We start from the raw sequence: 24,178 nt of genomic DNA on the forward strand, positions 1-24,178 counted from the left end.
GTCAGGCGACCTTGGCGGTGTCGGCGCGGTGGCGGCGGATCACGGCCTGGATCTCGCGCAGGCGCGGCACCGCCACCGTCTCGAGCCGGCGCCGCGTTTCGGCGCGGTCGAGCGAGATGCAGTCCTTCCAGAGCGAGCGCCCCGCGATCACGCCGGACGCGCCGTTGCGCATCGCGCTCTCGACCTGGCCGAGGAAGGTCGCGTGGTCGACGCCCGCCGAGAGCACCGCCCAGGGCACGTCGCCGCACAGCCGCGTGACGGCGGCGCAGCTCTCGTCGGAGCCGGGATAGGGGATCTTCAGCACCTTGGAGCCGAGCTCCAGGCAGATGCCCGAGCCGCCCTGGATGAGCTCCGGGATCTTCGCCTTGTAGGCGTCGGGCGCCTCGCCCTCGAGCGCGTAGGTCAGGAACTCCACGACGAGCAGCAGATCCTCGCGCCCGAAGTCGGCGATGACGTCCTCGAGGATGCGGATGTTGTGCGTGTTGGCGGCCGGCGTGTCGGAGCGCAGGTAGACCATGATCTTGCCGCCCGTGCCGCCGAGCTCGCGCACGCGCCGCGCGTCGATGCCCTCGACGAGCTTGGACAGGCGGTAGCCCTCCGGCGAGGTGTCCCAGCCCGACGCGTCGAGCCCGATCAGAAGCGCGGTGTCGCGCGGCAGGACCGCGTCGTCGACGAGCTGGGGCACGGCGCAGATCGGATCCACCAGCACGCAGCCCGCCTGCGCGGCGAGATAGCGGGTGATGTCGGCCTTGGTCTGGCCGAGCGTGTCGTTGCCGATCGCGGCCTGCGCGGCCGGGTCGCTCGCCAGAAGCGTGCGCATGCCGCCGCGCTGGTCGCAGGCGATCACCATCATCGCCCCCTCGGGTCCGCAGATCTGGTGATAGCCTCGCCGCTCGGCCGTGGTCATTTGCGTCATGGATGGTCCTCCCGCCGGCCCGAGGCGTCTCGTACGCTCCGGTTGCCTTAACAGTCGCGCTCGCGGCGATTGTCTGCTAGACGTATGTGTAACGTGTTTCAGAAAGGAATTGCAAGCTGCCTCCCGTCGAACCCAAGGCGTCCCGCACGCTGCTTCACACGGTGGCCAAGCTCCACTACGAGGGCGAACTCAGCCAGGTGGACATCGCCAAGCGGCTCGGCCTGTCGGCGGCGACGATCTCGCGCCTCCTGCAGCGGGCGCGGGCGGAGGGCATCGTGCGCATCGAGGTGCGCGACCTCGCGGCGCCCGAAGACCTGGCGCGCGACCTGTGCGAGAAGCTCGGCCTCAAGGCCGCCGCGGTGACCGAGACGCCGTCGGCCGGGGGCGCCGAGGCGCTGGCCGCGCCCGTCGCCGATCTCCTTCGCGGGGCGGGGCTCCGGGCGGGCTCGGTTCTCGCGATCGGCTGGGGGCGCGCCGTGCGGGCGGTGGTCGAGGCGGGACTGCCGGAGATGTCCGGCATCCTTACCGTGCCGGCGACCGGCGGCATGCAGCAGCACGCGTCCCATTTCCAGGTGAACGAGTTCGTGCGCCTGGCGGCGCGCTCCACGGGCGGCGACCCGCACTTCATCCACGCCCCCTACCTGCCCTCGGCCGAGTCGCGCGGGGCGTTCCTGTCCGATCCCGCGATCCGGGAGGGGGTCGCGCTGTGGAGCCGAGCCGACGCCGCGCTGGTCGGCATCGGCCTGCCGCGCCTGCCGGGTTCGCCCTATGCCGGCGCCTCGACGCCCCACGAGCGGGCGCTCGGCGAGGCGGCCGGCGACGTCATCCGCCACTACTTCGACGCCGACGGGTCGCCGGTCCCCTGGGAAGGCGAAGGACGCATGATCGCCATGTCGCGCGAGGAGCTGGGGCGCACGCCGCTCGTGATCGGCGTGGCGAGCGGCGAAGCCAAGGCGGCAGCCATTCGCGGGGCGGCCCGAGCGGGGCTGATCTCGGCGCTCGCCACCGACACGCATACTGCCGACGCGTTGCTCGACCTCGCCTGAGCGGACGTCCACTTGCGGAAATCCTCGTTGGAAGGAATTCCAGCAACATTTTTCGCTTGACGCTACGGCCACCGCCGGACGAGCATGCGGACGTTGGGCGAGAACGAATCCCGGTCGGGATCCGCTCCGGCGGGACATGCGTGGGAGCGCATGCCGGGGCCGCCCGTCTCTGGGAGGAGAAACCGATGCTGCGCCGTTCGATTCTGAAGACCGTGGCCATGCTCGCGCTGGGAAGCGCGATCGGCCTGACCGCCGTCGTGGCCCCCGGCCACGCGCAGGACAAGAAGCGCTACACGGTGGCGCTCATCCCGGGCCTGACCACGGACGCCTTCTACATCACCATGCGCAAGGGCGCGCAGGCCGCAGCCGACGCGCTCGGCGTCGACCTCGTCTTCCAGGGCGCGCCGGAGTTCAACCCGGTCGTGCAGGTGCCCGTCCTCGACGCCACGATCGCCCGCAAGCCCGACGCGATCCTGATCGCGCCCACCGACAAGACCCAGCTCGTTGAGCCGCTGCGCAAGGCCCAGGATGCCGGCATCGCGGTGATCACGGTCGACACGTTCATCGGCAGCGGCCAGTACCAGACGGGTGCGGGCGACGCCGACTTCCCGCTCGCCTACATCGCCTCCGACAACGTCCTCGGCGGCCGCATGGCGGCGCGCGCGCTCGCCAAGGCCATCGGCGAGGGCGGCGGCAAGGTCTACGTCTCCAACGTCAAGCCCGGCATCTCGACCACAGACCAGCGCGAGCAGGGCTTCAAGGACGAGATGCGCGAGAACTTCCCCGCCATCACCGTTCTCGACACCCAGTTCAACGAGAACGACGCCAACCGCGCGGCGAGCCAGCTCCAGGCGGTCTACGCCCGCAACTCCGACCTCAAGGGCGTGTTCGGCGCCAACCTCTTCTCGGCCATCGGCGCGGGCAACGGCGTCCAGCAGGCGGGCCAGACCGGCAACGTGAAGGTCATCGCCTTCGACGCGCCGGGCTCGATCGTCGACAACATCCAGTCCGGCCTCGTCGACGCCGCGATCGCCCAGCACCCCGCCGAGATCGGCTACTACGGCGTGGTCTCGGCCTATGCCCACCTCACGGGCCAGTCGATCCCGGTCGCGATCGGCACCGGCTTCACCGTGATCGACAAGAGCAACGTCACCAATCCCGACGTCGCCAAGTACGTCTACTCGGACTGAGCGTAGAGGCGACCTGCTTCCGGCGGCTCACGCCGGAAGCCGGCTCACTTGAGCTTTCCCCTACGAAGGCCGACGCCGCCTTCGGGCGGGCAATGGCACCCAGATCCAGAGCGCTCGAGGCGAACTCGCGTTCGCCGCGATCCGCGCAAGCCTTCCTTATCCTTCGATCCACGGGACGCGGCCGCCGAGCCGTGCGGGTATCCTCATGACCAACAGTGCGAGCGGGGCGCAGGCCGCTGCAGCGGCACCGGTGAACGGGCGGCCCGAAGCCGACCATGCCGACCGCAGCAAGACTTGGCTGCAGCGGGTCGCGGACCTGCGCGCCTGGCTGTTCCTGGCGGCCCTCGTGCTCGGCTTCGAGGCCTGGGCGCGCGCCGAGTTCGGCGGCACCTTCATCCTGAACTCGTTCAACATCCAGTCGATCCTGATCTTCGCGGTGGCGCCGCTCCTTCTCGCCACCGGCCAGACCTTCGTGATCATCTCGGGCGGCATCGACCTGTCGATGGGCTTCATCATGGGCCTGGCGGCGGTGGTGGCGGCGCATGCGATCAACTGGGCGACGCCCGCGCTCGGCCTGCCGCTCGGCGTCCTGTTCGGCGCGCTGGTCGCGGTGCTGGTCGCCACCGTCCCCGGCACGATCAACGGCCTCCTCGTGTCGCGGCTGCGCATTCCCCCCTTCATCGGCACGCTCGGCATGTTCGGCGTGGCGCGCGGCGTCGCCTTCCTGCTCGCCGGCGGCACGACGGTCCCGGTCAGCAACTCCTTCTTCGCCCAGATCGGTAACGGACGCATCCTGAACGTGCCGATCCTCGTGATCGTGACGGCGATCTTCGTGCTCGCGATGCACTACCTTCTCAGCCAGACGCGCTTCGGGCAGCACAACTACGCGATCGGCGCCAACGTCCAGGCGGCGCGCCGCTCGGGCATCGACATCAAGTGGCACCTGCTGCGCCTCTACATCCTGTCGGCGGCCTGCGCCGGCCTGGCGGGCGTCCTCTACTCCGCGCGCTTCAACGCGGGCGCGGCCCAAGCCGGCGAGCCGCTGCTGCTCGACTCGGTCGCGGCCGTCGTGATTGGCGGCGCGAGCCTCTTCGGCGGCTCGGGCACGATCCTCGGCACGGTGGCCGGCGCGCTCGTCATCGCGGTGATCCAGTACGGCCTCGTCTTCGTCAACGTCGAGCCCTTCTGGCAGTTCATATCGGTCGGCGTCGTGATCATCATCTCGGTCCTGATCGACCAGGCGCAGCGCCAGTTCAGCGGAGGACGCGTCGATGAGTAACGCAGCCACCATCGCGGCCCCGGGCCGTCCCCAGACCGGAACGGGCGTGCCGATCCTTGAGGTCACCAACCTGTCCAAGCACTTCGGCGCGATCCGCGCGCTGAACGACTTCTCCCTGAAGATCCATCCGGGCGAGGTCGTGGCTCTGGCGGGCGACAACGGGGCCGGCAAGACCACTTTCATCAAGTCGATCTCGGGCGTCTTCCGCCCGACGGCGGGCGAGATCCGCCTGGAGGGCAAGCCCGTCTCGTTCTCGACGCCCCAGGAGGCGCGCGCCAGCGGCATCGAGACGATCTACCAGGACCTGGCACTGGCCGATAACCTGTCGATCGGCGCCAACATCTTTCTCGGCCGCGAGCCGATGCGCAAGCGCTTCGGCTTCCTGCCGGTGCTGGACCGCCGCAAGATGGCGGAGGCCGCACGCGACACCATGGCGCTTCTCGACTTCCACGTCTCGCGCATGGACGCGCCGGTCTCGAACTTCTCGGGCGGCCAGCGCCAGGCGGTGGCGATCGGGCGCGCGGTCTACTGGAACGCGCGGCTCCTGATCATGGACGAGCCGACCGCCGCGCTCGGCGTTCCCGAGCAGCGCAAGGTCATCTCGCTGATCCACCAGCTGAAGGCCCAGGGTCGCGGCGTGATCTTCATCTCGCACAACCTCCAGGACATCTTCGCCGTGTCGGACCGCATCGTGGTCATGCGGCGCGGGGTCATGGCCGGCGAGCGCCGCATCAGCGACACGACCCATGACGAGGTGGTCAAGCTGATGGTAGGAGGCTGAAGGACGCGCGTGGGGAGGCGCTAGGGCATGGGCGAGTTCACGGGCAAGATCGCCCTCGTCACCGGCACCACCGGCATCGCCCGCGCCACGGCGCTGCACCTCGCGCGCGAGGGCGCCGAGGTCACGTGTCTCGGCATCGACGAGACGGCCAACGCCGCGCTGCGTGAGGCCGATCAGCGACTTCACGTGCGCCGGACCGATGTTGCCGCGCCGAGCGAGGTCGAGGCCGCCTTTGCGGAACTCGAGGCGCGCTCCGGCGGGCTCGACGTGATCGTCAACTCGGCGGCCGTCCATCCCTACGGTGATGCCGTCTCGACCGACCACGAGACCTTCATGCGGTGCCTGGCGGTCAATGTCGGCTCGATCCACTTGACCGCGCGCTCAGGCGTGCCGCTCATGCGGCGGCGCGGCGGCGGGGCGATCGTCAACCTGTCCAGCGTGCAAGGCTCGGCCTGCCAGCCGAACGTCGCGGCCTATGTCGCCTCCAAGGGCGCGATCCACGCGCTGACGCGCGCCATGGCGCTCGATTTCGCGCCCGATCGCATCCGCGTCGTGTCGGTCAGCCCCGGCTCGGTGCGCACGCCCATCCTGGAGCTCGCCGCCCGCACCTTCGACGGGCCGGACACCGACGTCGAGGCCGTGTTCCGCCGCTTCGGCGAGGCCCATCCGATCGGGCGCATCGGCGAGCCCGAGGAGATCGCGGCGCTGGTCGCCTTTCTCGCCTCCGAGCGCGCCGGCTTCATCACGGGCTCCGACCACCGCATCGACGGCGGGCTGCTCGCCGGCATCGGCGTGCGCTGAACGCCACCAACCCAAGGAACACGTGAGATGCTGCAGAGCTGGCGCTGGTTCGGCCCCGAGGATCCCGTGACGCTCGACCATGTCCGGCAGGCCGGGGCGTCCGGCATCGTCACGGCGCTGCACCACATCTACGACGGCCGCGCCTGGACCGCGGACGACGTCGCCGAGCGGCGGGCGCTCATCGAGCGCGCGGGGCTGACCTGGTCGGTCTGCGAGTCGATCCCGGTCCACACCTCGATCAAGCTGCGCTCGGGGCCGTGGCGGCGGTATCTCGACAACTGGATCGAGAGCCTGCGCCAGCTCGGGCGCGGCGGCGTGCCCACCGTCTGCTACAACTTCATGCCCGTCGTGGACTGGACGCGCACCGACCTTCTCCACAAGCTGCCGACCACGGGCTACGCGCTGCGCTTCGACATGGTGGAGTTCGCGGCCTACGACGCATTCGTGCTGCGGCGCCCGAACGCGGAGGAGAGCTACGACGAGGCGACGCTCCAGCGGGCGCGCGAGCGGCTCGGGGGCATGAGCGAGGGCGAGATCGCGACGCTCGAGCGCAACATCATCGCCGGTCTGCCGGGCGGCGAGGACACCTACGACCGCGCCGGCATCGCACGCCGCATCGCCGAGTTCGACGGCGTCGGGGCCGAGGGCATGCGCGAGAATCTCGTTGCGTTCCTGCGCGAGGTGGCCCCGGTCGCGGACGAAGCGGGCGTGCGGCTCGGCATCCATCCCGACGATCCGCCCTTCTCGCTGTTCGGCCTGCCGCGCGTCGTCTCCACGGCCGACGACCTTCGCGCCGTGCTCGCCGCCACACCGTCGAGCAGTAACGGCCTCACCTTCTGCACGGGATCGCTCGGCTCGCGACGCGACAACGACGTGGTCGCCATGGCCGCCGAGTTCGCCCCGCGCATCCACTTCACGCACCTGCGCAACGTCGCGGTGGAGGACGACCGGTCCTTCGACGAGAGCGAGCACCTCGGCGGCGACGTCGACATGGTGTCGGTGATCTCGACGCTGCGCGCGGAGGAGCGGCGGCGCGAGCGCGAGGGACTGGCCGGCGCCGAGATCCCGATGCGGCCCGACCACGGTCATCTCCTGGCCGACGACATCGAGAAGCGGACCAATCCCGGCTACTCGCTGATCGGGCGCCTGAAGGGCCTGGCCGAGCTGCGCGGCGTGATCGCGGCCGTGGACCGCTTCCAGTCCGCCTGACGGAAAAGGCTACGCCGGCTCCCCGCGCGGGGCGTCGGCGGCCGCGGGGACGCGGCGGAAGGCCAGAAGCCCGATCGCGGCGGCCAGCGTGCCGCACAGCGCGATCGCCGCTACCATGGGCAGCGGCGTGTTGTCGAAGAAGGGCGCCATCAGCGTCACCACGAGGCTGCCCGTCACCATCTGGATCGTGCCGGCGAGCGAGGAGGCGAGACCCGCGATCTCGCCGTGCTCCTCGATCGCCATCACGAAGGCGACCGGCATCACGAGACCGAGCGCGGCGTTGGCGCAGAACAAAAGCGCCATGATCACCGGGAGCGAGCCGAGCCCCGCTGCGACGAGGGCCAGGAGCAGCAGCGTGACAACGGCAAACGCCACCAGCGGCCATCGCACCATGGCCATGACGCCGAAGCGCTGCGTGGCGGCGGCCGAGAGCTGGCTCGCCGCGAAGAAGCCGAGCGCGTTCACCGCAAAGGCCAGCGAAAAGCCCGTCTGCGACAGGCCGAAATGGGTGGTGTAGACGAAGGCCGCCGCCGCGATGAACACGAAGAAGCTGGCGAAGCCGAAGGCGCTGACGAAGCTGAGGCTCATGAACACCGGGTCCGCCAGAAGCACGCGGCAGCCCGCCGCCATGGAGCGCAGGTTCACCGGCACCCGGTCGCGCACGCCCAGCGTCTCGGGCAGCGCGAGCACGGTGACGAGAAGGCTCATGATGCCGACCGCGACGAGCAGCGCGAAGATCAGCCGCCAGCTGCCGGACAGGAGCGCGACCGAGCCCGCGAGCGGCGCCAGCATCGGCGAGACGGCGATCACCAGCATCATCATGGCGAGGAGCTTCGTCGCCTCGACGCCGGTGAAGCGGTCGCGCGCCACCGCGCGCGGCACGACGCCGACCGATGCCGCCCCGATCCCTTGCACCACGCGGCCCGCCAGCAGCCAGTCGAGGTCGGTCGCGAAGGCGCAGCCGACGCTGCCGACGATGAACAGGAGAATGCCCGCCACCAGCGGCGGCTTGCGCCCGAAGGCGTCGGCGAGCGGCCCCCACAGGAACTGGCTGACGCCGAAGGCCAGGAGATACAACGTGATCGTCAGCTGCACGGCGGTCTCGGAAGCCCCGAGCGAGGCGCCGATCTCGGGCATGGCCGGCAGGTACATGTCGATCGAGAAGGGTCCGATCGCCGACAGGAGGCCGAGAACCAGCGCCGAGCGGAACAAGGTGGCGTGCATCGTGGGATCTCCTCGGAGCTCGGCAGGCACCGGCCGAACCGCCTGTGACCTTCTTAAGACGGGACGGCCCGCCGATGGCAAGGGCGACGCCGCCACGGCCTGCGAGGCAGACCGTCGATAGACCGCTGATAGTCAGCCGCCCCCATAATCGTCGCGGTGGACCCTTCAAACGCGCTGGTTTGCTCGATTTGTCGCGGATCCGCGCCCTGAGCCGTTAACGCTCGCCTTGTATCACGTCAGTCGGAAGGGGCGCTCCGCATGACCGTGATTCTGACCTGCCTCGGCGTTCTGAACGACCCGACCCTGCTGGCGCTGGCGGCGTTCGTGTGCACGCTCGGGGTCTACGGATCCTTCTCGGTCGCCCGCCATGCGGGACGCTGCGAGGGCCGGGCGCGGCGCCAATGGGCCGTCCTGTCGCTGGTGACGGCCGGCAGCACGGCCTGGGCGACCCACATGGTGGCGCTGCTCGCCTTCCGCCCGGGGATGCCGTCCGGCTTCGAGCCCTTCACGACGGCGCTGTCGCTCGTTCTGGCGATCTGCGGCATCGGCCTCGGCCTCCTTCTGACGCTCGGGCGGCGCGAGCGCTGGCGGCGTTTTGCGGGCGGCGTCGTGATCGGGCTCGGCGTCACGGTGCTGCACTATGTCGGGCAGGCGGCCTACGTGGTGCGCGGGCATGTGGTCTGGGATCACGGGCTCGTCGCCGCGACGATCCTTCTCAGCCTGCCGCTGTTCGGCCTCGCGACCCTGGCCTCGGTCGAGCGACGGCGCGCGGTCAACCTGACCGGCGCGCCGCTTCTGGTTCTGGCGATCGGCCTTCTGCACCTCGGCGGCATGGCGGCGCTGCAGCTGGAATTCGACCCGCGCGTCGCCCTGCCGAGCTGGACCGTGCCCCCCGAACACCTGGCGCCGGTGGTCGCGGCCGTCTCGTTCGGCCTGGTTCTGGTGGCGATGACCGGCCTGCGCCTGACGCTCAGCGCGCGGCGCAAGCTGCGCACGGAGCGCCAGCGCCTCGGCGAGCTTGCCAACCTCGCGTTGGAGGGCCTCGCGATCTGCGAGGGCGACCGCATCGTCTCGGCCAACGACAGCCTCGCGCGCCTGTCGGGCTTCCCGCGCGAGACCCTGGCCACGATGACGCTTCGCGACCTCGTGCCCAAGCTCGACCTGTCGGCCCTGCCCGAGCGCGAGGAGGCCGATGCGGACCTCACGCGCGCCGCGGCCGGACCGGTGCCGGTGCGCGTTCTGTGCAGCGGCGTGCGCCTGGCGGGACGTCCGCAGACCGTGATCGCCTTTCGGGACCAGAGCGAGCGCCTGCGCGGCGAGGCGCGCATCCGCGCCCTCGCCTTCTCGGATGCGCTGACGGGACTGGCCAATCGCGCGCGCTTTCACGACGCGCTCGCCGGTCTGGTCGCCGCCCACAAGGCCGGGGGGGCGCCCTTCTCGCTTCTCGTGTTCGATCTCGACGGCTTCAAGGGCGTCAACGACGCGGTGGGCCATACGGGCGGCGACGACGTCTTGCGCATCGTGGCCGAACGGATCCGCGCGCTGCCCGGATCGGGCCGTCTCGTAGCGCGGCTCGGCGGCGACGAGTTCGCGGTGCTGGTCGAGAACGATGCCGACCCGTTGCGGGCCTGCGCGGTCGGGCAGGAGATCATCGAGGCGATCGAGCGGCCGATCACGGTCGGGCACCATGCCGCCCACATCTCGGCCAGCGTCGGCGTCATGACCGCGCAGGCCCAGGCCGTACCCGCCGCCGATCTTCTGACCGGCGCCGATCTCGCGCTCTACGACGCCAAGGCGAACGGTCGGGGCCGGGTGCGGCTCTTCACGCCCGAGCTGCGCCGCGCCTCGGCCGAACGGCGCGGGGTCGCCGACGATCTGGAGACCGCCTGGGACGAGCGGCACTTCGAGCTCTACTACCAGCCGCAGGTCCGCCTCTGCGACGGCCGGATCGTGGGCGCGGAGGCGCTGATCCGCTGGAACTTCCCCTATATGGGCGTCCTGTCGCCGGCCGCCTTCCTGTCGGTTCTGGAAGCGGGTCATCTCGCGGTGCCGGTGGGCGACTGGATCCTGCGCACCGCCTGCGCCGACGCCGTGCGGCTGCGCGCGGAGGGTCAGGCCGACTTTCGCATCGGCGTGAACCTGTTTGCCGCGCAGCTGCGCCTGCCGGACTTCGTGGAGCGGGTCGAGGCGGCGCTGGCGGCCACCGGTCTGCCGCCCGAGGCGCTGGAGCTGGAGATCACCGAGAACATCGTCCTGCGCAACGAGCGCACGATCGCCAGCCATCTCGCGCGCCTGCGCGCCATGGGCGTCGGCATCGCCTTCGACGACTTCGGCACCGGCTTCGCCTCGCTGACCATGCTCAAGCAGCTCGACATCACGCGCCTCAAGATCGACCGCTCCTTCGTGCGCGACATCGAGACCGACCGGAAGGACCAGGGCATCGTCGACGCGGTTGTGCGCATGGCCGAGGGCTGCGGCCTCGACGTCATCGCCGAGGGCATCGAGACCGCCGGGCAGGCCCGCTACCTCGCGGGGCGCCTTACCGAGGGCCAGGGCTACCTCTTCGGCAAGCCGATGCCGTTCGAGGCGTTCCGCACGCTCTGCCTGGCGGGCGCCGCCGGGACCGCACCGCAGGGCGACCGCCGGTTCGCGATGGCATCGTGAGCCCGGCGGGGTCTCGCCGAGACGGGTCGAGGACCCATCTTGCCGGAACGACCCCGCGACAAGGAGGCTCCCCCCATGGCCAGCGACGACCTTTTCTTCCTGCGCACCGGCGAGGAAACCACGCCCTTCGTGCTCGTCACGCTTCAGGGCGATGGGTCGAACGCCAGGGGCGAGGCGACCCTGGTCGGAACCCCGGAAGGCGAGGCGACGGGCGAGCTTCCCGCCGGCGCGGGCGACCTCACCACGACGCTGCGCGACGCCAACGAATACGCCCTTCTGAACGGCCTCGACCTGCGCATCGATCTGAACGGCCGCCAATGGCCGGCGGATCTCGGCATTCTCGGCAACCGCTGACGACGCGCGGTGCGCCTCGTCAGCGGAGCGAGTCGGCGTTGAACCAGATGCCGGCGATGTTGGAGACCGTGAGCGAGTAGCGCGTTTCGCCCCGCGTCTCGGTCTGGGTGGTCTCGTTCTCGACCGCAGGGATCAGCTTGGCGAAGATGTCGCCGCGGTCGTCCTTCGACAGGCTCGGGTCGGCCGCCGCCATCACGAAGCCCCAGGTCGTGATCGCCGAGAAGATGCCGGAATTGTCGCCGGAGAAGACGAACACCACGCGCACGCTGTGGGCCGGCTCGCCGGGCGCGTCGGCGACCGCGACCAGCGTCACGCCCTTGCCCTCGTACCAGCACGAGTACTGGATGCTGGTCTCGCAGCGCTGTCGCTCGAAGCGGTTGGCCAGGCGCAACTCGGCGGCGACCCGGTTGAGCTGCGCGTCCAGTTCGTCGGCGCGAAAGGCAAACGCGGCCGAGGCCGGCTGCGTGCCGATCGCCATGCTCGCGAGCGCTGCCCATGCCCATGCTCGCATCGCCGTCTCCCGTGCCTCCCGCGCCCGAAGCGCATCATAACCGGTTCGCTCGCGGTCGGCCTCCCCCATGCGGGGACCGGCCGGGCGAGCAAGGACTCCGTTCGGCGCCCTCCGGCGCCCGTAGGTCGCCCCGGCATTTTGCCGCAGCGACCCGCTGGTGGCCCCCGCTCCGGCGGCGCTTGGCGAGCGCCGGTCACGGTGAGGTGTTGCGCCGGGTCCGGGAAACTTCGCGGTTTGGAATTGTTCTGATTCGAGACGCTTCCATTTGCTGTCCCCAAACGGCTCGACCCCGTGGAAGGCCTTGCCGCCTTTCGCGAGGCGGCCTTCAGCCCTCGGCGAGGGGCTGCCCGACCCGATACCCGCTCGAAAGGACCCCGGCGCCCATGGCCCATCCTCCCTTTCTCGACCTGAACCGGCGCGACTTCCTGGTGAGCGCCTCGGCCTCCGCGACGCTCGCCGCCGTACCCGCCACGGGTGCTCTTGCACAAGGAACGCCGGAGGGCGCGCCGGCCGACGTGGTGCGCATGCCCGTCAGCTTCACCGTCAACGGCGAGCGGCGCGAGCTGGAGCTCGACGCCCGCACGACGCTGCTCGACGCGCTGCGCGAGCACCTGAAGCTGACCGGCACCAAGAAGGGCTGCGACCACGGCCAGTGCGGCGCCTGTACGGTGATCGTGGGCGGCCGGCGCATGAACTCGTGCCTCAGCCTCGCGGTCATGCACCAGAACGACGAGATCACGACGATCGAGGGCCTCGGCAAGCCGGACGCGCTGCACCCGATGCAGGCGGCCTTCGTGCGCCACGACGGCTACCAGTGCGGCTACTGCACGCCGGGCCAGATCGTCTCGGCGGTGGCGGTGCTCGACGAGATCGGGGCCGGCATCCCGAGCCACGTCCAGGCCGACGTGGCGGCCGCGCCCGAGGCGAGCGAGCCCGAGATGCGCGAGCGCATGAGCGGCAACATCTGCCGCTGCGGCGCCTATTCCAACATCGTCGAGGCGATGCGCGACGTCGCGGGGAGGCCGGCATGAAGTCCTTCACCTACGAGCGGGCGACGTCGCCGGCCGCCGCGGCCAGTGCCGTCGCCAGCCGGCCGGGCGCCAAGTTCATCGCGGGCGGCACCAACCTTCTCGACCTCATGAAGCTCGAGATCGAGACGCCGACCCATCTCGTGGACGTCAACGGCCTGGCGCTCGACACGATCGAGGACACGGCGGACGGGGGTCTGAGGATCGGCGCGCTCGTGCGCAACACCGATCTGGCCGCCCACCCGCGCGTGCGGCGCGACTACGCGGCGCTGACGCGCGCGATCGTGGCGGGCGCGTCGGGCCAGCTGCGCAACCGCGCGACCACCGCCGGCAACCTCCTGCAGCGCACGCGCTGCCCCTACTTCTACGACACCAACATGCCCTGCAACAAACGCGCGGCGGGCTCCGGCTGCTCGGCGATCGGAGGCTACTCGCGCCAGCTCGGCATCGTAGGCGTCAGCGACAGCTGCATCGCGACCTATCCCGGCGACATGGCGGTGGCCATGCGCGCGCTGAAGGCGACCGTCGAGACCGTGCGCGCCGACGGGGCGACGCGGCAGATCGCGCTCGCCGACTTCCACCGCCTGCCGGGCGACGACCCGACGCGCGACAACGTCCTGGAGCGGGGCGAGCTGATCACGGCCGTGACGCTGCCCGCCCCGGTGGGCGGCCGGCATTTCTACCAGAAGGTCCGCGACCGCGCGTCCTACGCCTATGCGCTGGTCTCGGTCGCGGCGGTGGTGCAGCCGGACGGGTCGGGTACCATTGCGGTGGGCGGCGTCGCGCCGCGCCCCTGGGCGATGGCGGAGGCCGACGCGGCGCTGCCGAAGGGCTCGCAGGCCGCCACCGCGATCCTCTTCGCCGACGCGCGCCCGACCGAGGAGAACCGCTTCAAGATCGCGCTGGCCGAGCGGGCGCTCGCCAGCGTCCTCTCACAGGCGAGGAGCTGATCCCATGAAGTTCGACACCGCCGCCGGCACCAACCCGATCGACGCCGAGCGCGTCGTCGGCCAGCCGCTCGACCGTATCGACGGCCGCTTCAAGGTGACGGGCACGGCCCCTTACGCCTACGAGCATCACGAGGTCGCCCCCGACACGGCCTACGGCTACGTGGTGGGCGCCAGCATCGCCAAGGGACGCATCGCGCGCATCGACGACGGTGCGGTGCGCCGCGCGCCGGGCGTGCTCGCGCTCGTCACCCATCAAAACGCCGGCGAGCTCGGCCAGGGCAAGCGCAACTACGCCAAGCTTCTCGGCGGTCCGGAGATCCAGCACTACCATCAGGCCGTGGCGCTGGTGGTGGCCCGCACCTTCGAGGAGGCGCGCGCCGCCGCCAACCTCCTGCGCATCGACTATGAAAAGGCCGAGGGCAAGTTCGACCTGGAGGCGCTGGCGGCCAGCGCGCCGCCGGTCGAGGGCTCCAGCGGCGAGGGCTCGCAGGCGCCGCCGGTCGGCGAGTACGGCGACTTCGAGGCCGGCTACGCCGCGTCCGAGGTCAGGCTCGACCAGCGCTACGCGACGCCCGACGAGTCCCATTCCATGATGGAGCCGCACGCCTCGATCGCGCGCTGGGACGGGGACGAGCTGACGCTCTGGACCTCGAACCAGATGATCGACTGGGGCGTGACGGATCTCGCCGAAACGCTGAAGATCCCGAAGGAGAAGGTGCGCCTCGTCTCGCCCTATATCGGCGGCGGCTTCGGCGGAAAGCTCTTCCTGCGGGCCGACGCGCTGCTCGCCGCGCTCGGCGCGCGCGAGGCGGGGCGCCCGGTGAAGGTGGCCCTCCAGCGCCCGCTCATCCCCAACAACACCGTGCACCGGCCCGCCACGATCCAACGCATCCGCATCGGCGCCAACAAGGACGGCCGCATCCAGGCGATCGCCCACGACAGTGCGTCCGGCAACCTGCCGGGCGGCAAGCCCGAGACCGCGGTCGCCCAGACCAAGGCGCTCTATGCCGGCGCCAACCGGATGACCGCGATGCGCCTTGCCGAACTCGATCTGCCGGAGGGCAACGCCATGCGCGCGCCCGGCGAGGCGCCCGGCCTCATGGCGCTCGAGATCGCCATGGACGAGATGGCCGAGACGCTCGGGCTCGACCCGGTCGAGTTCCGCATCCTCAACGACACGCAGGAGGATCCCGAGAAGCCGGGCCGCCGCTTCTCGCAACGCCAGCTCGTCCAGTGCCTTCGCCAGGGCGCCGAGCGCTTCGGCTGGGCGGACCGCAACAAGGCGCCCGGCGCCATGAGCGACGGACGCTGGCTGGTCGGCCACGGCATGAGCGTCGGCTATCGCGACAGCCCGGTGATGACGTCCGGCGCGCGCGTGCGGCTCGGCACCGACGGCGTCGTGACGGTGGAGACCGACATGACCGACATCGGCACCGGCTCCTTCACCATCATCGCCCAGACCGCGGCCGAGATGATGGGGGTGCCGATCGACCGCGTCGCCGTCTCGCTCGGCGACTCGGCCTATCCCGTCTCGTCGGGCTCGGGCGGGCAATGGGGCGCCAACTCTTCCACCGCCGGCGTCTACGCGGCCTGCGTGAAGCTGCGGGAGGCGGTGGCGACAAAGCTCGGGCTGAACGCCTCCGACATCCGCTTCGAGGACGGGCAGGTCGTCTCGGGCGACCGGCGCGTGCCGCTGGCCGACGCCGCGCGCGAGGGCGAGATCGTAGCCGAGGACAAGATCGAGTTCGGCGATCTCGACAAGCAGTATGCCCAGTCGACCTTCGCCGGCCACTTCGTCGAGCTCGGCGTCGACCGCTTCACCGGCGAGGTGCGGGTGCGCCGGATGCTGGCGGTCTGCGACGCCGGCCGTATCCTCAACCCCAAGACCGCGCGCTCCCAAGTGATCGGCGCCATGGTGATGGGTGTCGGCGGCGCCCTGTTCGAGGAACTCGCCGTCGACAAGCGGCACGGCTTCTTCGTCAACCACGACCTCGCGACCTACGAGGTGGCGGTTCATGCCGACATTCCGCACCAGGAGGTCGTGTTTCTGGACGACCCGGATCCGCTCACCTCGCCTATGAAGGCCAAGGGCTGCGGCGAGCTCGGCCTGTGTGGCGTCGGCGCGGCCATCGCCAACGCGGTCTACAACGCGACCGGCGTGCGCGTTCGCTCCTACCCGATCACGCCGGAGAAGCTGATCGACGGGCTGCCGCAGGTCGCCTGACATGAACCCGGCCGGGCGGAGCCGATCCGCCCGGCCCGGACGCCCTAGTGCATCGAGGCGAGCGCCTGGCGGCAGTCCTCGGCGCATTCGCGGCACATGGTGGCGCAAAGCCGGCAGTGCTCGTGGTCGTGCTTCCCGCACTCCTCAGCACAGGTCTCGCAGGCCTGGATGCAGAGTTCGAGCTGAGCGCGCAGGATCGCGACGTTCTGCCCGGTGCGCCGCACCGCCAGATGCGAGGCCGACGCGCAGATGTCGGCGCAGTCGAGGCAGGTGCGCACGCATTGGCGCATGTCCATCGCCTCGGCAAGGCACGCATCGGCGCAGGACGTGCAGAACAGCGAGCAGAGCATGGCGTGGCGCGCGGCCTTGGCCAGCGCCTCGTCGAGGTCGCCCCGAACGTCGGGATGGAGGCTGATCATCTTTTCGATCGACATGGGCGGACCTTCTTTTCCGGATGCGGCGGCCGGGACGGCGGCCTGGGATGAGGCCGCAACGCGCCCCGCGCGGATCGGCTCCGCCGAGGGACGAGGGCACAGCTACGCAGTCTTGCTTATGAAATGCTTGGACCTCGGCGTGCGCTCCGCTAGCTGGTCTCCTTGAGAACGGTTCCAGCCTGGAGCCGGCGAACCCGACAGGCGGCCGATGAAACTGCGCCATCTCGCGATCGGCCTTCTTGTTCTCGTGCTCGTCGGCGCGGGCGGCTTCCTGGCGCTCGCCTGGCGCTCCGAGATCGCGCCCGTCGAGCGTGCCGAAGCGGCGAGCTTCGCACCCGAGCTCGTGCAGCGCGGCGCGGACCTGGCGGCGGTCGGGAACTGCGTCGTCTGCCACACGGCGCCCGGCGGCAAGCCGTTCGCGGGCGGGCTCGGCCTGCCGACGCCGTTCGGTACGATCTACGCCACCAACATCACGCCGGACGCCGAGACCGGCATCGGCCGCTGGAGCGAGGCGGCCTTCTCGCGTTCCATGCGCGAGGGCGTCGATCGCGAGGGCCGCCACCTCTACCCCGCCTTTCCCTACGACCATTTCACGCTCGTCACCGACGACGACAACCGCGCGCTCTACGCCTACCTGATGACGCGCGAGCCGGTCTCGGCCGAGGCGCCCGCCAACGAGCTTCCCTTCCCGCTCAACGTGCGCATGGTGCTGGCGGGCTGGAAGCTCCTGTTCTTCCGCGAGGGGCCGTTCCAGCCCGATCCGGCGAAGGATGGAACGTGGAACCGGGGCGCTTATCTCGCCGAAGGCCTCGGCCATTGCGGCGCCTGCCACACGCCCCGCAACGTGTTCGGTGCCGAGCGCAAGGGCGACGCGCACTGGGCCGGCGGCGAGGCGGAGGGCTGGACGGCCTACGCGCTGAACGAGGCCTCGCCCGCCCCGATCCCGTGGGACGTCGACAGCCTGACGCACTACCTCCACAAGGGCTGGGAGGCGCGGCACGGCGTGGCGCGCGGGCCGATGGCGCCCGTCAACACCAATCTCGGCACGCTGCCGGAAGAGGAGTCGCGCGCCATCGCGACCTATGTCGCCTCGCGCATGGGCGAGCCCTCGCCCGAACGCGCGGCGCGCGCCCAGCGGCTGCTCGCCGAGGAGGAGGCGCACGCGCCCGGCACGCTCGCGCCGTCGGCCGGCAGCCAGGCTCCGCCGGCCGTCCACGACGCGGCGGACCGGGGCGCGGTGCTCTATGCCGGGGCCTGCTCTACCTGCCACGACGCCGGCCGGCCCCTGCCCTACGGCGGTCTGCGGCTCGACCATTCCACGGCGATCAGCGGCCCGACCCCGGCCAACCCGATCCATGTCATCCTGAACGGCATCCCCGCGCCCGAGGGCGAGCGCGGCCCGATCATGCCGGGCTATGCCGGCGCGCTCGACGACGGGCAGATCGCCGACCTCCTCGCCTACATGCGCCGTACCTTCAGCGACCGGCCGGCCTGGGACGACCCGGCCGAGCTCATCGCCAAGTCTCGCGCGCGCGGCGCGGAAGGCGGCCAGCGCTCGCTGCCCACCGCCTCCGACGCCCCGGCCAACCCTTCCAAGCGGGAGCCCACATGGTAAGCCTCACCGTCAACGGCACCGCGCACGAGGTCGACGCCGATCTCGACACGCCGCTTCTCTACGTCCTGCGCGACGAGCTCGGTCTCCATGGCGCGAAATACGGCTGCGGCCTCGGCCAGTGCGGCGCCTGCACGGTGATCGTGGGCGGGGAGGCGGTCCTGTCCTGCGTGACGCCGCTGGTCGCGCTCGAGGGCAAGAGCGTCACCACCGTGGAAGGGCTCGGCACGATCGAGGCGCCCGGCCCGCTCCAGGCCGCCTTCATCGCCGAGCAGGCCGCCCAGTGCGGCTACTGCATTCCCGGCATGATGATGCGGGCGCAGGCCCTTCTCCAGCGCGACCCCGGCGCCTCGGCGGATGCGATCCGCGAGCACATGGAGCCGAACCTGTGCCGCTGCGGCACGCACATGCGCATCCTCGCCGCGATCAACCGCGCCGCCGAGGAGATGCGCGGCGCCGGCGCCCGGGCGAGCACCGACACGAGGGCCGGCTGATGGACACCCTCTCCTCTCCCCGCCTCACGCGACGCGGCGTGTTGCTCGGCACCGGCTCGCTGGTCCTCGCCTTCTCGATGCGCGATGCCTTCGGGCAGACCACGACCTCGCCCGGCAGCGAGACGCAGAACTTCCAGGCCGTCGAGGAGGCCGCGCCCGACCTGCCCGGCAGCCTCAAGACCAACCCCGACCTGGAATCCTGGATCCGCATCGACGCGGACGGGCGCGCCACGGTCTTCACCGGCAAGGCCGAACTCGGCCAAGGCATCAAGACGGCGCTCCTCCAGGTCGCGGCGGAGGAGCTGGAGATGCCCTTCGAGAGCCTGGCGCTGATCGGTCCCGACACCGGCCGCACGCCCAACGAGGGTTTCACCGCCGGCAGCCACTCGATCCAGGACAGCGGCACGGCGATCCGCCACGTCGCCGCGCAGATTCGCGACATCCTCGTCGCCGAGGCCGCGCGGCGCTGGGGCGTGCCGCCCGAGACGCTGCGCGCCGAGGCGGGCGCGGTGCTGGCCGGCGACGGCCGGCGCATTCGCTACGGCGAGCTCGTATCGGGCCAGATCATCGAGGGCCGGGCGAGCCCGAACGCCCGGCTGAAGCCGACCGCCGAGTTTCGCGAGATGGGCCGCCCGCGCGGGCGCATCGACATACCCGGCAAGGTCACCGGGGGCGCGGCCTATGTCCAGGACATGCGGCCCGACGGCATGGTGCACGGGCGCGTCGTGCGCCCGCCGAGCCCGCGCGCGCGCCTCGTCTCCGTCGACACCGCGCCGGTCGAGCGCATGCCCGGCGTCCTCAAGGTCGTGCGCGACGGCTCGTTCCTCGGCCTGCTTGCGGAGAAGGAGTGGCAGGCCATCAAGGCCATGTGGACGCTCGCCGCGCTGGCGCGCTGGGAGGAGCAGGAAAGCCTGCCGGACGCATCGCGCCTTCCCGAGGCGATCCTCTCCCTCCCCTTCGAGGACGGTCTCGTCGCGGAAGGCGGGCGGATCGATGCCACACCCGGCCTCGAGCCGTTCGAACTGCAAATCACGCGGCCCTACCAGCTTCACGGCTCGATCGGTCCCTCCTGCGCGGTGGCGGTCCTCGAGAACGGCGTGACCACGGTCTGGACCCACACGCAGGGCGTCTTTCCCGACCGCGAGGCGATCGCGGGCATGCTGCGCGTCGCGGAGGACGCGGTGCGCTGCGTCCATGTCGAGGGCTCGGGCTGCTACGGTCACAACGGGGCCGACGACGCGGCGGCCGACGCTGCGCTTCTTGCTCAGGCCCTGCCGGGCCGCCCCGTGCGCCTCCAGTGGATGCGCGAGCAGGAGCACGGCTGGGAGCCCTTCTCGCCGGGCATGGTGACGCGGGTTCGGGCCGGCACGGACGCCTCGGGCCAGATCCTCGACTGGCGCTACGAGGTCTGGAGCAACACGCACAACGCGCGGCCCGGCGGCGCCGGCGCGCTTCTGCCCGCCCAGCATCTGGCACAGCCCTTCCAGCCGACCATCCCCCAGGTGCGCATCACGCCCGAGGGCAACGGCGACCGCAACTCCAACCCGCTCTACGACTTCCCGAACCGCAACGTCGTCTGGCACTTCATCGAGGAGATGCCGCTGCGCGTCTCGGCGCTCCGGGGCCTGGGCGCCTACATGAACGTCTTCACCATCGAGAACGCGATGGACGAGCTCGCCGCGCGTGCCGGCGCCGATCCGGTGGAATACCGGCTGCGGCATCTGGCCGACGAGCGCGCCCGCGCCGTGGTGGAGCGCGCGGCCGCCATGTTCGGCTGGCAGGCCGGACAGAAGGCGCCCCAGCACGGCGGCTACGGCTTCGCCTTCGCGCGCTACAAGAACCTGGCCGCCTACTGCGCGGTGGCGATGGAGGTCACCGTCGAGCCGGACACCGGCCGCGTGCGCATGCGGCGCGCCTCGGCGGCAGTGGATGCGGGCGAGGTGGTGAACCCCGACGGCGTCGCCAACCAGGTGCAGGGCGGCATCCTCCAGTCGGCAAGCTGGACGCTCTACGAGGCGGTGAGCTTCGACCGGACGCGCGTCACCTCGGTGGACTGGTCGACCTACCCGATCCTGCGCTTCGACGCCTTGCCCGAGGCGATCGACGTCGAGATCGTGCCCCGGCCCGGCACGCCGTTCCTGGGCGCGGGCGAGTGCAGCCAGGGCCCCGGCGGCGCGGCGCTCGCCAACGCGGTGGCGCATGCGATCGGCCGGCGTGTCCCCGACCTGCCGCTCACGCGCGAACGCATTCGCGCGGCGATCCGCGCGTAGGAGCCGGCAACGCCATCAATCGGCGAACGGGCAACGGGGTCCGCTTCGCTGCCGCGAGAGCGCTTTGGAACAGCGAAGACCGGCGGCAGTGCGCGACGGAACCGGCGGAGCGAGACGGCGGGTTCCCTTTCCCGCCTCGTGGTCAGCCGGCCGAGCGGAACAAGCGCGTCAGCAGCGAGGGCTTGGGCTGAGCTGCGGCGTCGAGCTTGTCCACCACCACGAGGCGGCGGATCTCGCCGCGCTGGTAGGCGGCCAGGAAGCGCTTGTAGTCCTTGAACGAGACGCAGCCGTTGGAGTCGCCGCGCGGCCCCAGCATGTAGGTGTGCGCCAGGAGGCCGACGCGGTTGTAGACGTTGCGCTGACCGCCGACCGGGTTCAGCCGCAGCGCCTGGACGCCGTGGAACAGGCTCTCGCGCATCGTCAGGTCGTAGGTGTGCGGCGGGGTCGGACCCCGGTTCTTCTGGTGAACGAAGCGGACGTTGTCGCGCATGGCGCCGAGGCCGGAATGAGCCTCGAGCCGCTCGCCGTTCGGCAGGTAAACGGTCGCCGCCGAGATGTCGTAGATCGCGGTTCCCCGCTCCGCGCGCGGCGCGGTTCGGGCCGGCGCGGCCGGAACCGACGGGATCTCGGGTTCGGGCGTCGCGAGCGCGCCCGCATCGGGCCGGGCGTAGGCCAGAACGGGCACGTCCTTGCGCTGCGGCGGCGCGGAGGGACGCGCGACCAGCGGATTGGTGGGCGGCACCGCCTCGTCCGCATCGTCGATCTCGGGGCGCGAACTCGGCAGCGGCACGACAAGCGCGGCGATGTCGCCGTGGCCGAGCGCCTCCTCGCGCGCCGCCTCGGCCGCGCGCGGCAGGGGAACCGCCGCTAGGTCGCCGGGCGCCGCATCCTCGGTCACGGGGTCGAGGTTTCGATCCTCGCTCGCCGCGGCCAAGGCGATCTCGTCCTCCAGCGCGTTGGGAATCGGGGCAAAGCGGGCGGCGAGCGCGGCGTCGGGTGCATCCATGCGATGGCTGGCCGCCGGTGCGGCCACGCGCAGCCGGACCGGCTCGGCGCTTGGGGCCGGTGCACGACGCGCCTCCGCCGGAGCATGGTGGAAGCGCGGAAAGCGACGGCTCAGCGCCCCGCGCGCGGCGGCCGGCAACGCGGCGGCGGCGTGCCAGCCCTCCGCCAGCATGGCCAGCGCCTCGCCGGTCGGCTCAACCGCGGTTGGCGAGATGCCGGTGCCCAGCACCACGGCCAGCGCGGCCGTGCCACAGATCCACGGCAACCGGCTCCCGCGGCGGCGGCGCGGCACGGCCGGGCGCCGATCCTGGAGCGTTGCGGCGTGGAAGGCGTCGGAGGTCAGGGTCATACCGGGCGTCACGCAAGGGTTCGGGGCCATGGCGGCTCGCGCGAAGATGCGCCGCCATGGTTACCGAGCCCCTAACAACGCCTTGATGGCACCATCGTGGTCGAAGCGGGACGCGGCTGTGACGCGTCCGCCTCGAACCGGGCCGTTGCCCTCAGGCCGCCAGCGGACGACGGGCCGGCAGGGCCGCGATGGCGTCCAGCGCGTTGCGCGTCGCCTCGGCGCGCTGGTCGGGCCCGAGCGCGATACCCTCGGCCACGATCACCTCGGGATCGGTGATGCCGATGAAGCCGAGGATCGTGCGCATGTAGGTCTCGGCGTGCTCGAAGGGGGCCGCCGGCGCGTTTCCGCTGTAGACGCCGCCGCGCGCGACCGCCAGGACGACACGCTTGGTCCCCGCCAGGCCCTCGGGTCCCTTGTCGGTGTAGCGGAAGGTCCGGCCCGCGACCAGGATACGGTCGACCCAGCTCTTGAGCTGGCTGGAGATCGTGAAGTTGTAGAGCGCGACGCCGATCACCACGACGTCGGCCGCCAGGAACTCCTCCAGCACCTGGCCGCCGAGCGCCAGATCCTCCTGCAGTGCCTGGTCGTGCTGAACCTCGGGGCTCTGTCCCGCCAGGTAGCGGCCGCTCAGGTGGCCGATCGGATGCGCCGCGAGATCGCGGTAGGTGACGGCCAGCGTCGGGTCCTCGGAGGTGAGGCGCTCGACGACGGCGCGCGACAGCGCGCGGCTCACGGAATTCTCGCCGAGGATCGAGGAGTCGAGGTGGAGAAGCTTCATCGGGTGTCTCTTGGGTTCGGTATGGAATGGGTACCGAAGAACATAAGAGAACTCGTCCCGAGGCGGCACAAGACGGCACATTTCGGGAACCGTGGGCACATCGGTGTGACCGCCCCCGGACGGCGTCACACCGGCGGCCAGGTCCGCATCGTCATGGTCACCACGCGGCGCAGGTCCTCGGCGCTGGCCCCGCTCGCGGCCTGGACCGTGATGCCCTGGGCGACCGCCATCACGTAGCGCGCGAGATCCTTGGGGTCGGCGTCGGCGGGCAGGTCGCCGGCCTCCTTCCACTCCGCCATGCGCCGGCACAGCGCCGCCTCGCCCTCGGCGCGGCGCGCGCAGAGCTCCTGCCGGATCGTCTCGCTCGCCTCGCTGCAGACCAGCGCGCCCTGCACCATCAGGCAGCCCTTGGGCGTGTCGCCTTCCGCATCGACGCCCGCAAAGGCCAGCAGCATGCGCTCCACCGCCCGGCGCGAGGTCGGCTCGCTCAGCGCGTTGCAGGACATGTCGGAGCGGCGCGCCGCATAGCGGTCGAGCGCCTTGCGAAACAGCTCCTCCTTGTTGCCGAACACGGCGTAGAGGCTCGGCTTGGCGATGCCCATGGCCTCCGTCAGATCCGACAACGAGGTGCCCTCGTAGCCCTGGCGCCAGAACAGCTCCATCGCGCTGTCGAGGGCCACGTCGGGATCGAACTCCCGCGGACGACCGACACCCATGGCGCATCTCCTTTTCTGCTTCGTGCGGCTCGAAGGCCGGTCGGACAAATTTTATACCTGTCGGTAAATTAGTCCGTTGACAGCCGAGAACCAAGCCCCTAATTCATTCCCTACCGATCGGTAATGAACAAACACCGTTCATCGCCACCGGTTCCGGCTCCCATCAACAGGATCGGGGTCCGCTCGGGCAAGGCTCGGGGCATGACGTCCCGCCGTCCCGTTTCCAACCAGACCGCCGGCGTCCGCGCCAGGCGGAGGGTGGCCGTGCGGCCGATGCCGCACCCTGCCCGGATGTCATCATTCGAACGCCCGAAGGCAACCCTGCGACGCGTCCTCCCGTCGC

At 71.1% G+C, this 24,178-nt stretch carries 21 protein-coding genes; 14 read left to right on the forward strand and 7 right to left on the reverse strand.

The window, feature by feature from the left end:
- Window position 1: 1 nt before the first annotated feature.
- Window positions 2-916: a tagatose-bisphosphate aldolase gene (locus BLQ76_RS11340; protein ID WP_090673161.1), complete on the reverse strand. Its 915-nt coding sequence runs from the start codon at window positions 914-916 to the stop codon at window positions 2-4.
- 149 nt (window positions 917-1,065) lie between these two features.
- On the opposite strand from BLQ76_RS11340, the gene BLQ76_RS11345 reads away from it, so the two are divergent.
- The 6 genes from BLQ76_RS11345 to uxuA all read left to right on the forward strand — a co-directional run bounded on the left by BLQ76_RS11345 (window position 1,066) and on the right by uxuA (window position 7,222).
- Window positions 1,066-1,962: a sugar-binding transcriptional regulator gene (locus BLQ76_RS11345; protein WP_090673163.1), complete on the forward strand. Its 897-nt coding sequence runs from the start codon at window positions 1,066-1,068 to the stop codon at window positions 1,960-1,962.
- 185 nt (window positions 1,963-2,147) lie between these two features.
- Complete coding sequence (locus tag BLQ76_RS11350) at window positions 2,148-3,152, forward strand: ABC transporter substrate-binding protein (RefSeq protein WP_090673165.1); 1,005 nt, start codon at window positions 2,148-2,150, stop codon at window positions 3,150-3,152.
- A 205-nt stretch (window positions 3,153-3,357) separates the two neighbouring features.
- Window positions 3,358-4,431 carry an ABC transporter permease subunit gene (locus BLQ76_RS11355; protein WP_090673167.1) on the forward strand — a complete coding sequence of 358 codons (1,074 nt, stop codon included), beginning with the start codon at window positions 3,358-3,360 and terminating at the stop codon, window positions 4,429-4,431.
- Complete coding sequence (locus BLQ76_RS11360) at window positions 4,424-5,212, forward strand: ATP-binding cassette domain-containing protein (protein ID WP_090673168.1); 789 nt, start codon at window positions 4,424-4,426, stop codon at window positions 5,210-5,212. Before BLQ76_RS11355 ends, BLQ76_RS11360 begins: the two co-directional genes overlap by 8 nt.
- Window positions 5,213-5,239: 27 nt before the next feature.
- Window positions 5,240-6,013, forward strand: coding sequence for an SDR family NAD(P)-dependent oxidoreductase (locus BLQ76_RS11365; protein ID WP_090673170.1), 774 nt, complete (start codon window positions 5,240-5,242; stop codon window positions 6,011-6,013).
- 27 nt (window positions 6,014-6,040) lie between these two features.
- Window positions 6,041-7,222 carry a mannonate dehydratase gene (uxuA, locus tag BLQ76_RS11370; RefSeq protein ID WP_090673172.1) on the forward strand — a complete coding sequence of 394 codons (1,182 nt, stop codon included), beginning with the start codon at window positions 6,041-6,043 and terminating at the stop codon, window positions 7,220-7,222.
- Window positions 7,223-7,231: 9 nt separating this feature from the next.
- On the opposite strand, the gene BLQ76_RS11375 is transcribed toward uxuA, so the two are convergent.
- Window positions 7,232-8,446: a multidrug effflux MFS transporter gene (locus BLQ76_RS11375; protein ID WP_090673174.1), complete on the reverse strand. Its 1,215-nt coding sequence runs from the start codon at window positions 8,444-8,446 to the stop codon at window positions 7,232-7,234.
- A 258-nt stretch (window positions 8,447-8,704) separates the two neighbouring features.
- On the opposite strand from BLQ76_RS11375, the gene BLQ76_RS11380 reads away from it, so the two are divergent.
- Both BLQ76_RS11380 and BLQ76_RS11385 read left to right on the forward strand, forming a co-directional pair.
- Window positions 8,705-11,110 (forward strand): bifunctional diguanylate cyclase/phosphodiesterase, encoded by a 2,406-nt coding sequence (locus tag BLQ76_RS11380; protein ID WP_090673176.1) that lies wholly within the window; start codon window positions 8,705-8,707, stop codon window positions 11,108-11,110.
- Between the two features lie 75 nt (window positions 11,111-11,185).
- The gene (locus BLQ76_RS11385) at window positions 11,186-11,464 is read left to right on the forward strand and encodes a hypothetical protein (protein ID WP_090673178.1); all 279 of its coding nucleotides are present in this window, start codon (window positions 11,186-11,188) and stop codon (window positions 11,462-11,464) included.
- Between the two features lie 19 nt (window positions 11,465-11,483).
- Here BLQ76_RS11385 and BLQ76_RS11390 read toward each other — a convergent pair whose 3' ends face one another.
- Complete coding sequence (locus tag BLQ76_RS11390) at window positions 11,484-11,975, reverse strand: hypothetical protein (protein WP_139183992.1); 492 nt, start codon at window positions 11,973-11,975, stop codon at window positions 11,484-11,486.
- A gap of 383 nt (window positions 11,976-12,358) precedes the next feature.
- Between BLQ76_RS11390 and paoA the strand changes: the two genes are divergently transcribed.
- The 3 genes from paoA to paoC are packed head-to-tail and all read left to right on the forward strand — an operon-like array spanning window position 12,359 to window position 16,177.
- The gene (gene paoA, locus BLQ76_RS11395) at window positions 12,359-13,006 is read left to right on the forward strand and encodes an aldehyde dehydrogenase iron-sulfur subunit PaoA (RefSeq protein ID WP_090673182.1); all 648 of its coding nucleotides are present in this window, start codon (window positions 12,359-12,361) and stop codon (window positions 13,004-13,006) included.
- Window positions 13,003-13,953, forward strand: coding sequence for an FAD binding domain-containing protein (locus tag BLQ76_RS11400; protein ID WP_090673184.1), 951 nt, complete (start codon window positions 13,003-13,005; stop codon window positions 13,951-13,953). The genes paoA and BLQ76_RS11400 overlap by 4 nt, the downstream gene beginning before the upstream one ends.
- 4 nt (window positions 13,954-13,957) lie before the next feature.
- Window positions 13,958-16,177 carry an aldehyde oxidoreductase molybdenum-binding subunit PaoC gene (gene paoC / locus BLQ76_RS11405; RefSeq protein WP_090673186.1) on the forward strand — a complete coding sequence of 740 codons (2,220 nt, stop codon included), beginning with the start codon at window positions 13,958-13,960 and terminating at the stop codon, window positions 16,175-16,177.
- A gap of 44 nt (window positions 16,178-16,221) precedes the next feature.
- Here paoC and BLQ76_RS11410 read toward each other — a convergent pair whose 3' ends face one another.
- Window positions 16,222-16,611: a four-helix bundle copper-binding protein gene (locus tag BLQ76_RS11410; protein WP_090673188.1), complete on the reverse strand. Its 390-nt coding sequence runs from the start codon at window positions 16,609-16,611 to the stop codon at window positions 16,222-16,224.
- 208 nt (window positions 16,612-16,819) lie between these two features.
- Here BLQ76_RS11410 and BLQ76_RS11415 point away from each other — a divergent pair, with 208 nt between their 5' ends.
- From BLQ76_RS11415 to BLQ76_RS11425, 3 genes are read left to right on the forward strand one after another with little or no spacing between them, the layout of a single operon-like run.
- Window positions 16,820-18,226: a cytochrome c gene (locus BLQ76_RS11415; RefSeq protein WP_090673190.1), complete on the forward strand. Its 1,407-nt coding sequence runs from the start codon at window positions 16,820-16,822 to the stop codon at window positions 18,224-18,226.
- Window positions 18,220-18,717, forward strand: coding sequence for a (2Fe-2S)-binding protein (locus BLQ76_RS11420; protein WP_090673192.1), 498 nt, complete (start codon window positions 18,220-18,222; stop codon window positions 18,715-18,717). The genes BLQ76_RS11415 and BLQ76_RS11420 overlap by 7 nt, the downstream gene beginning before the upstream one ends.
- Window positions 18,717-20,987, forward strand: a complete 2,271-nt coding sequence (locus BLQ76_RS11425) for a xanthine dehydrogenase family protein molybdopterin-binding subunit (RefSeq protein WP_090673194.1) — start codon at window positions 18,717-18,719, stop codon at window positions 20,985-20,987. The genes BLQ76_RS11420 and BLQ76_RS11425 overlap by 1 nt, the downstream gene beginning before the upstream one ends.
- A 142-nt stretch (window positions 20,988-21,129) precedes the next feature.
- Here BLQ76_RS11425 and BLQ76_RS11430 read toward each other — a convergent pair whose 3' ends face one another.
- The 3 genes from BLQ76_RS11430 to BLQ76_RS11440 all read right to left on the reverse strand — a co-directional run bounded on the left by BLQ76_RS11430 (window position 21,130) and on the right by BLQ76_RS11440 (window position 23,835).
- The gene (locus BLQ76_RS11430; protein WP_244519584.1) at window positions 21,130-22,341 is read right to left on the reverse strand and encodes a DUF2778 domain-containing protein; all 1,212 of its coding nucleotides are present in this window, start codon (window positions 22,339-22,341) and stop codon (window positions 21,130-21,132) included.
- Window positions 22,342-22,492: 151 nt separating this feature from the next.
- A complete protein-coding gene (locus tag BLQ76_RS11435) occupies window positions 22,493-23,119 on the reverse strand; it encodes an FMN-dependent NADH-azoreductase (RefSeq protein ID WP_090673196.1) in 627 nt (208 codons plus the stop codon).
- Window positions 23,120-23,244: 125 nt separating this feature from the next.
- Complete coding sequence (locus BLQ76_RS11440; RefSeq protein ID WP_090673198.1) at window positions 23,245-23,835, reverse strand: TetR/AcrR family transcriptional regulator; 591 nt, start codon at window positions 23,833-23,835, stop codon at window positions 23,245-23,247.
- Window positions 23,836-24,178: the final 343 nt, after the last annotated feature.

The sequence above is a fragment of the Aureimonas jatrophae genome (assembly GCF_900104035.1).
Taxonomy (GTDB): domain Bacteria; phylum Pseudomonadota; class Alphaproteobacteria; order Rhizobiales; family Rhizobiaceae; genus Aureimonas; species Aureimonas jatrophae.

What these genes read in the sequence shown, in the direction of transcription:
- BLQ76_RS11425 (WP_090673194.1), top strand. Translation starts at nt 18,717, where the DNA reads ATGGACACCCTCTCCTCTCCCCGCCTCACGCGACGCGGCGTGTTGCTC.
- BLQ76_RS11410 (WP_090673188.1), bottom strand. Translation starts at nt 16,611, where the DNA reads ATGTCGATCGAAAAGATGATCAGCCTCCATCCCGACGTTCGGGGCGAC.
- BLQ76_RS11415 (WP_090673190.1), top strand. Translation starts at nt 16,820, where the DNA reads ATGAAACTGCGCCATCTCGCGATCGGCCTTCTTGTTCTCGTGCTCGTC.
- BLQ76_RS11435 (WP_090673196.1), bottom strand. Translation starts at nt 23,119, where the DNA reads ATGAAGCTTCTCCACCTCGACTCCTCGATCCTCGGCGAGAATTCCGTG.
- BLQ76_RS11360 (WP_090673168.1), top strand. Translation starts at nt 4,424, where the DNA reads ATGAGTAACGCAGCCACCATCGCGGCCCCGGGCCGTCCCCAGACCGGA.
- BLQ76_RS11365 (WP_090673170.1), top strand. Translation starts at nt 5,240, where the DNA reads ATGGGCGAGTTCACGGGCAAGATCGCCCTCGTCACCGGCACCACCGGC.
- paoC (WP_090673186.1), top strand. Translation starts at nt 13,958, where the DNA reads ATGAAGTTCGACACCGCCGCCGGCACCAACCCGATCGACGCCGAGCGC.
- BLQ76_RS11340 (WP_090673161.1), bottom strand. Translation starts at nt 916, where the DNA reads ATGACGCAAATGACCACGGCCGAGCGGCGAGGCTATCACCAGATCTGC.
- BLQ76_RS11400 (WP_090673184.1), top strand. Translation starts at nt 13,003, where the DNA reads ATGAAGTCCTTCACCTACGAGCGGGCGACGTCGCCGGCCGCCGCGGCC.
- BLQ76_RS11380 (WP_090673176.1), top strand. Translation starts at nt 8,705, where the DNA reads ATGACCGTGATTCTGACCTGCCTCGGCGTTCTGAACGACCCGACCCTG.
- BLQ76_RS11350 (WP_090673165.1), top strand. Translation starts at nt 2,148, where the DNA reads ATGCTGCGCCGTTCGATTCTGAAGACCGTGGCCATGCTCGCGCTGGGA.
- paoA (WP_090673182.1), top strand. Translation starts at nt 12,359, where the DNA reads ATGGCCCATCCTCCCTTTCTCGACCTGAACCGGCGCGACTTCCTGGTG.
- uxuA (WP_090673172.1), top strand. Translation starts at nt 6,041, where the DNA reads ATGCTGCAGAGCTGGCGCTGGTTCGGCCCCGAGGATCCCGTGACGCTC.
- BLQ76_RS11420 (WP_090673192.1), top strand. Translation starts at nt 18,220, where the DNA reads ATGGTAAGCCTCACCGTCAACGGCACCGCGCACGAGGTCGACGCCGAT.
- BLQ76_RS11430 (WP_244519584.1), bottom strand. Translation starts at nt 22,341, where the DNA reads ATGACCCTGACCTCCGACGCCTTCCACGCCGCAACGCTCCAGGATCGG.
- BLQ76_RS11440 (WP_090673198.1), bottom strand. Translation starts at nt 23,835, where the DNA reads ATGGGTGTCGGTCGTCCGCGGGAGTTCGATCCCGACGTGGCCCTCGAC.
- BLQ76_RS11375 (WP_090673174.1), bottom strand. Translation starts at nt 8,446, where the DNA reads ATGCACGCCACCTTGTTCCGCTCGGCGCTGGTTCTCGGCCTCCTGTCG.
- BLQ76_RS11385 (WP_090673178.1), top strand. Translation starts at nt 11,186, where the DNA reads ATGGCCAGCGACGACCTTTTCTTCCTGCGCACCGGCGAGGAAACCACG.
- BLQ76_RS11355 (WP_090673167.1), top strand. Translation starts at nt 3,358, where the DNA reads ATGACCAACAGTGCGAGCGGGGCGCAGGCCGCTGCAGCGGCACCGGTG.
- BLQ76_RS11390 (WP_139183992.1), bottom strand. Translation starts at nt 11,975, where the DNA reads ATGCGAGCATGGGCATGGGCAGCGCTCGCGAGCATGGCGATCGGCACG.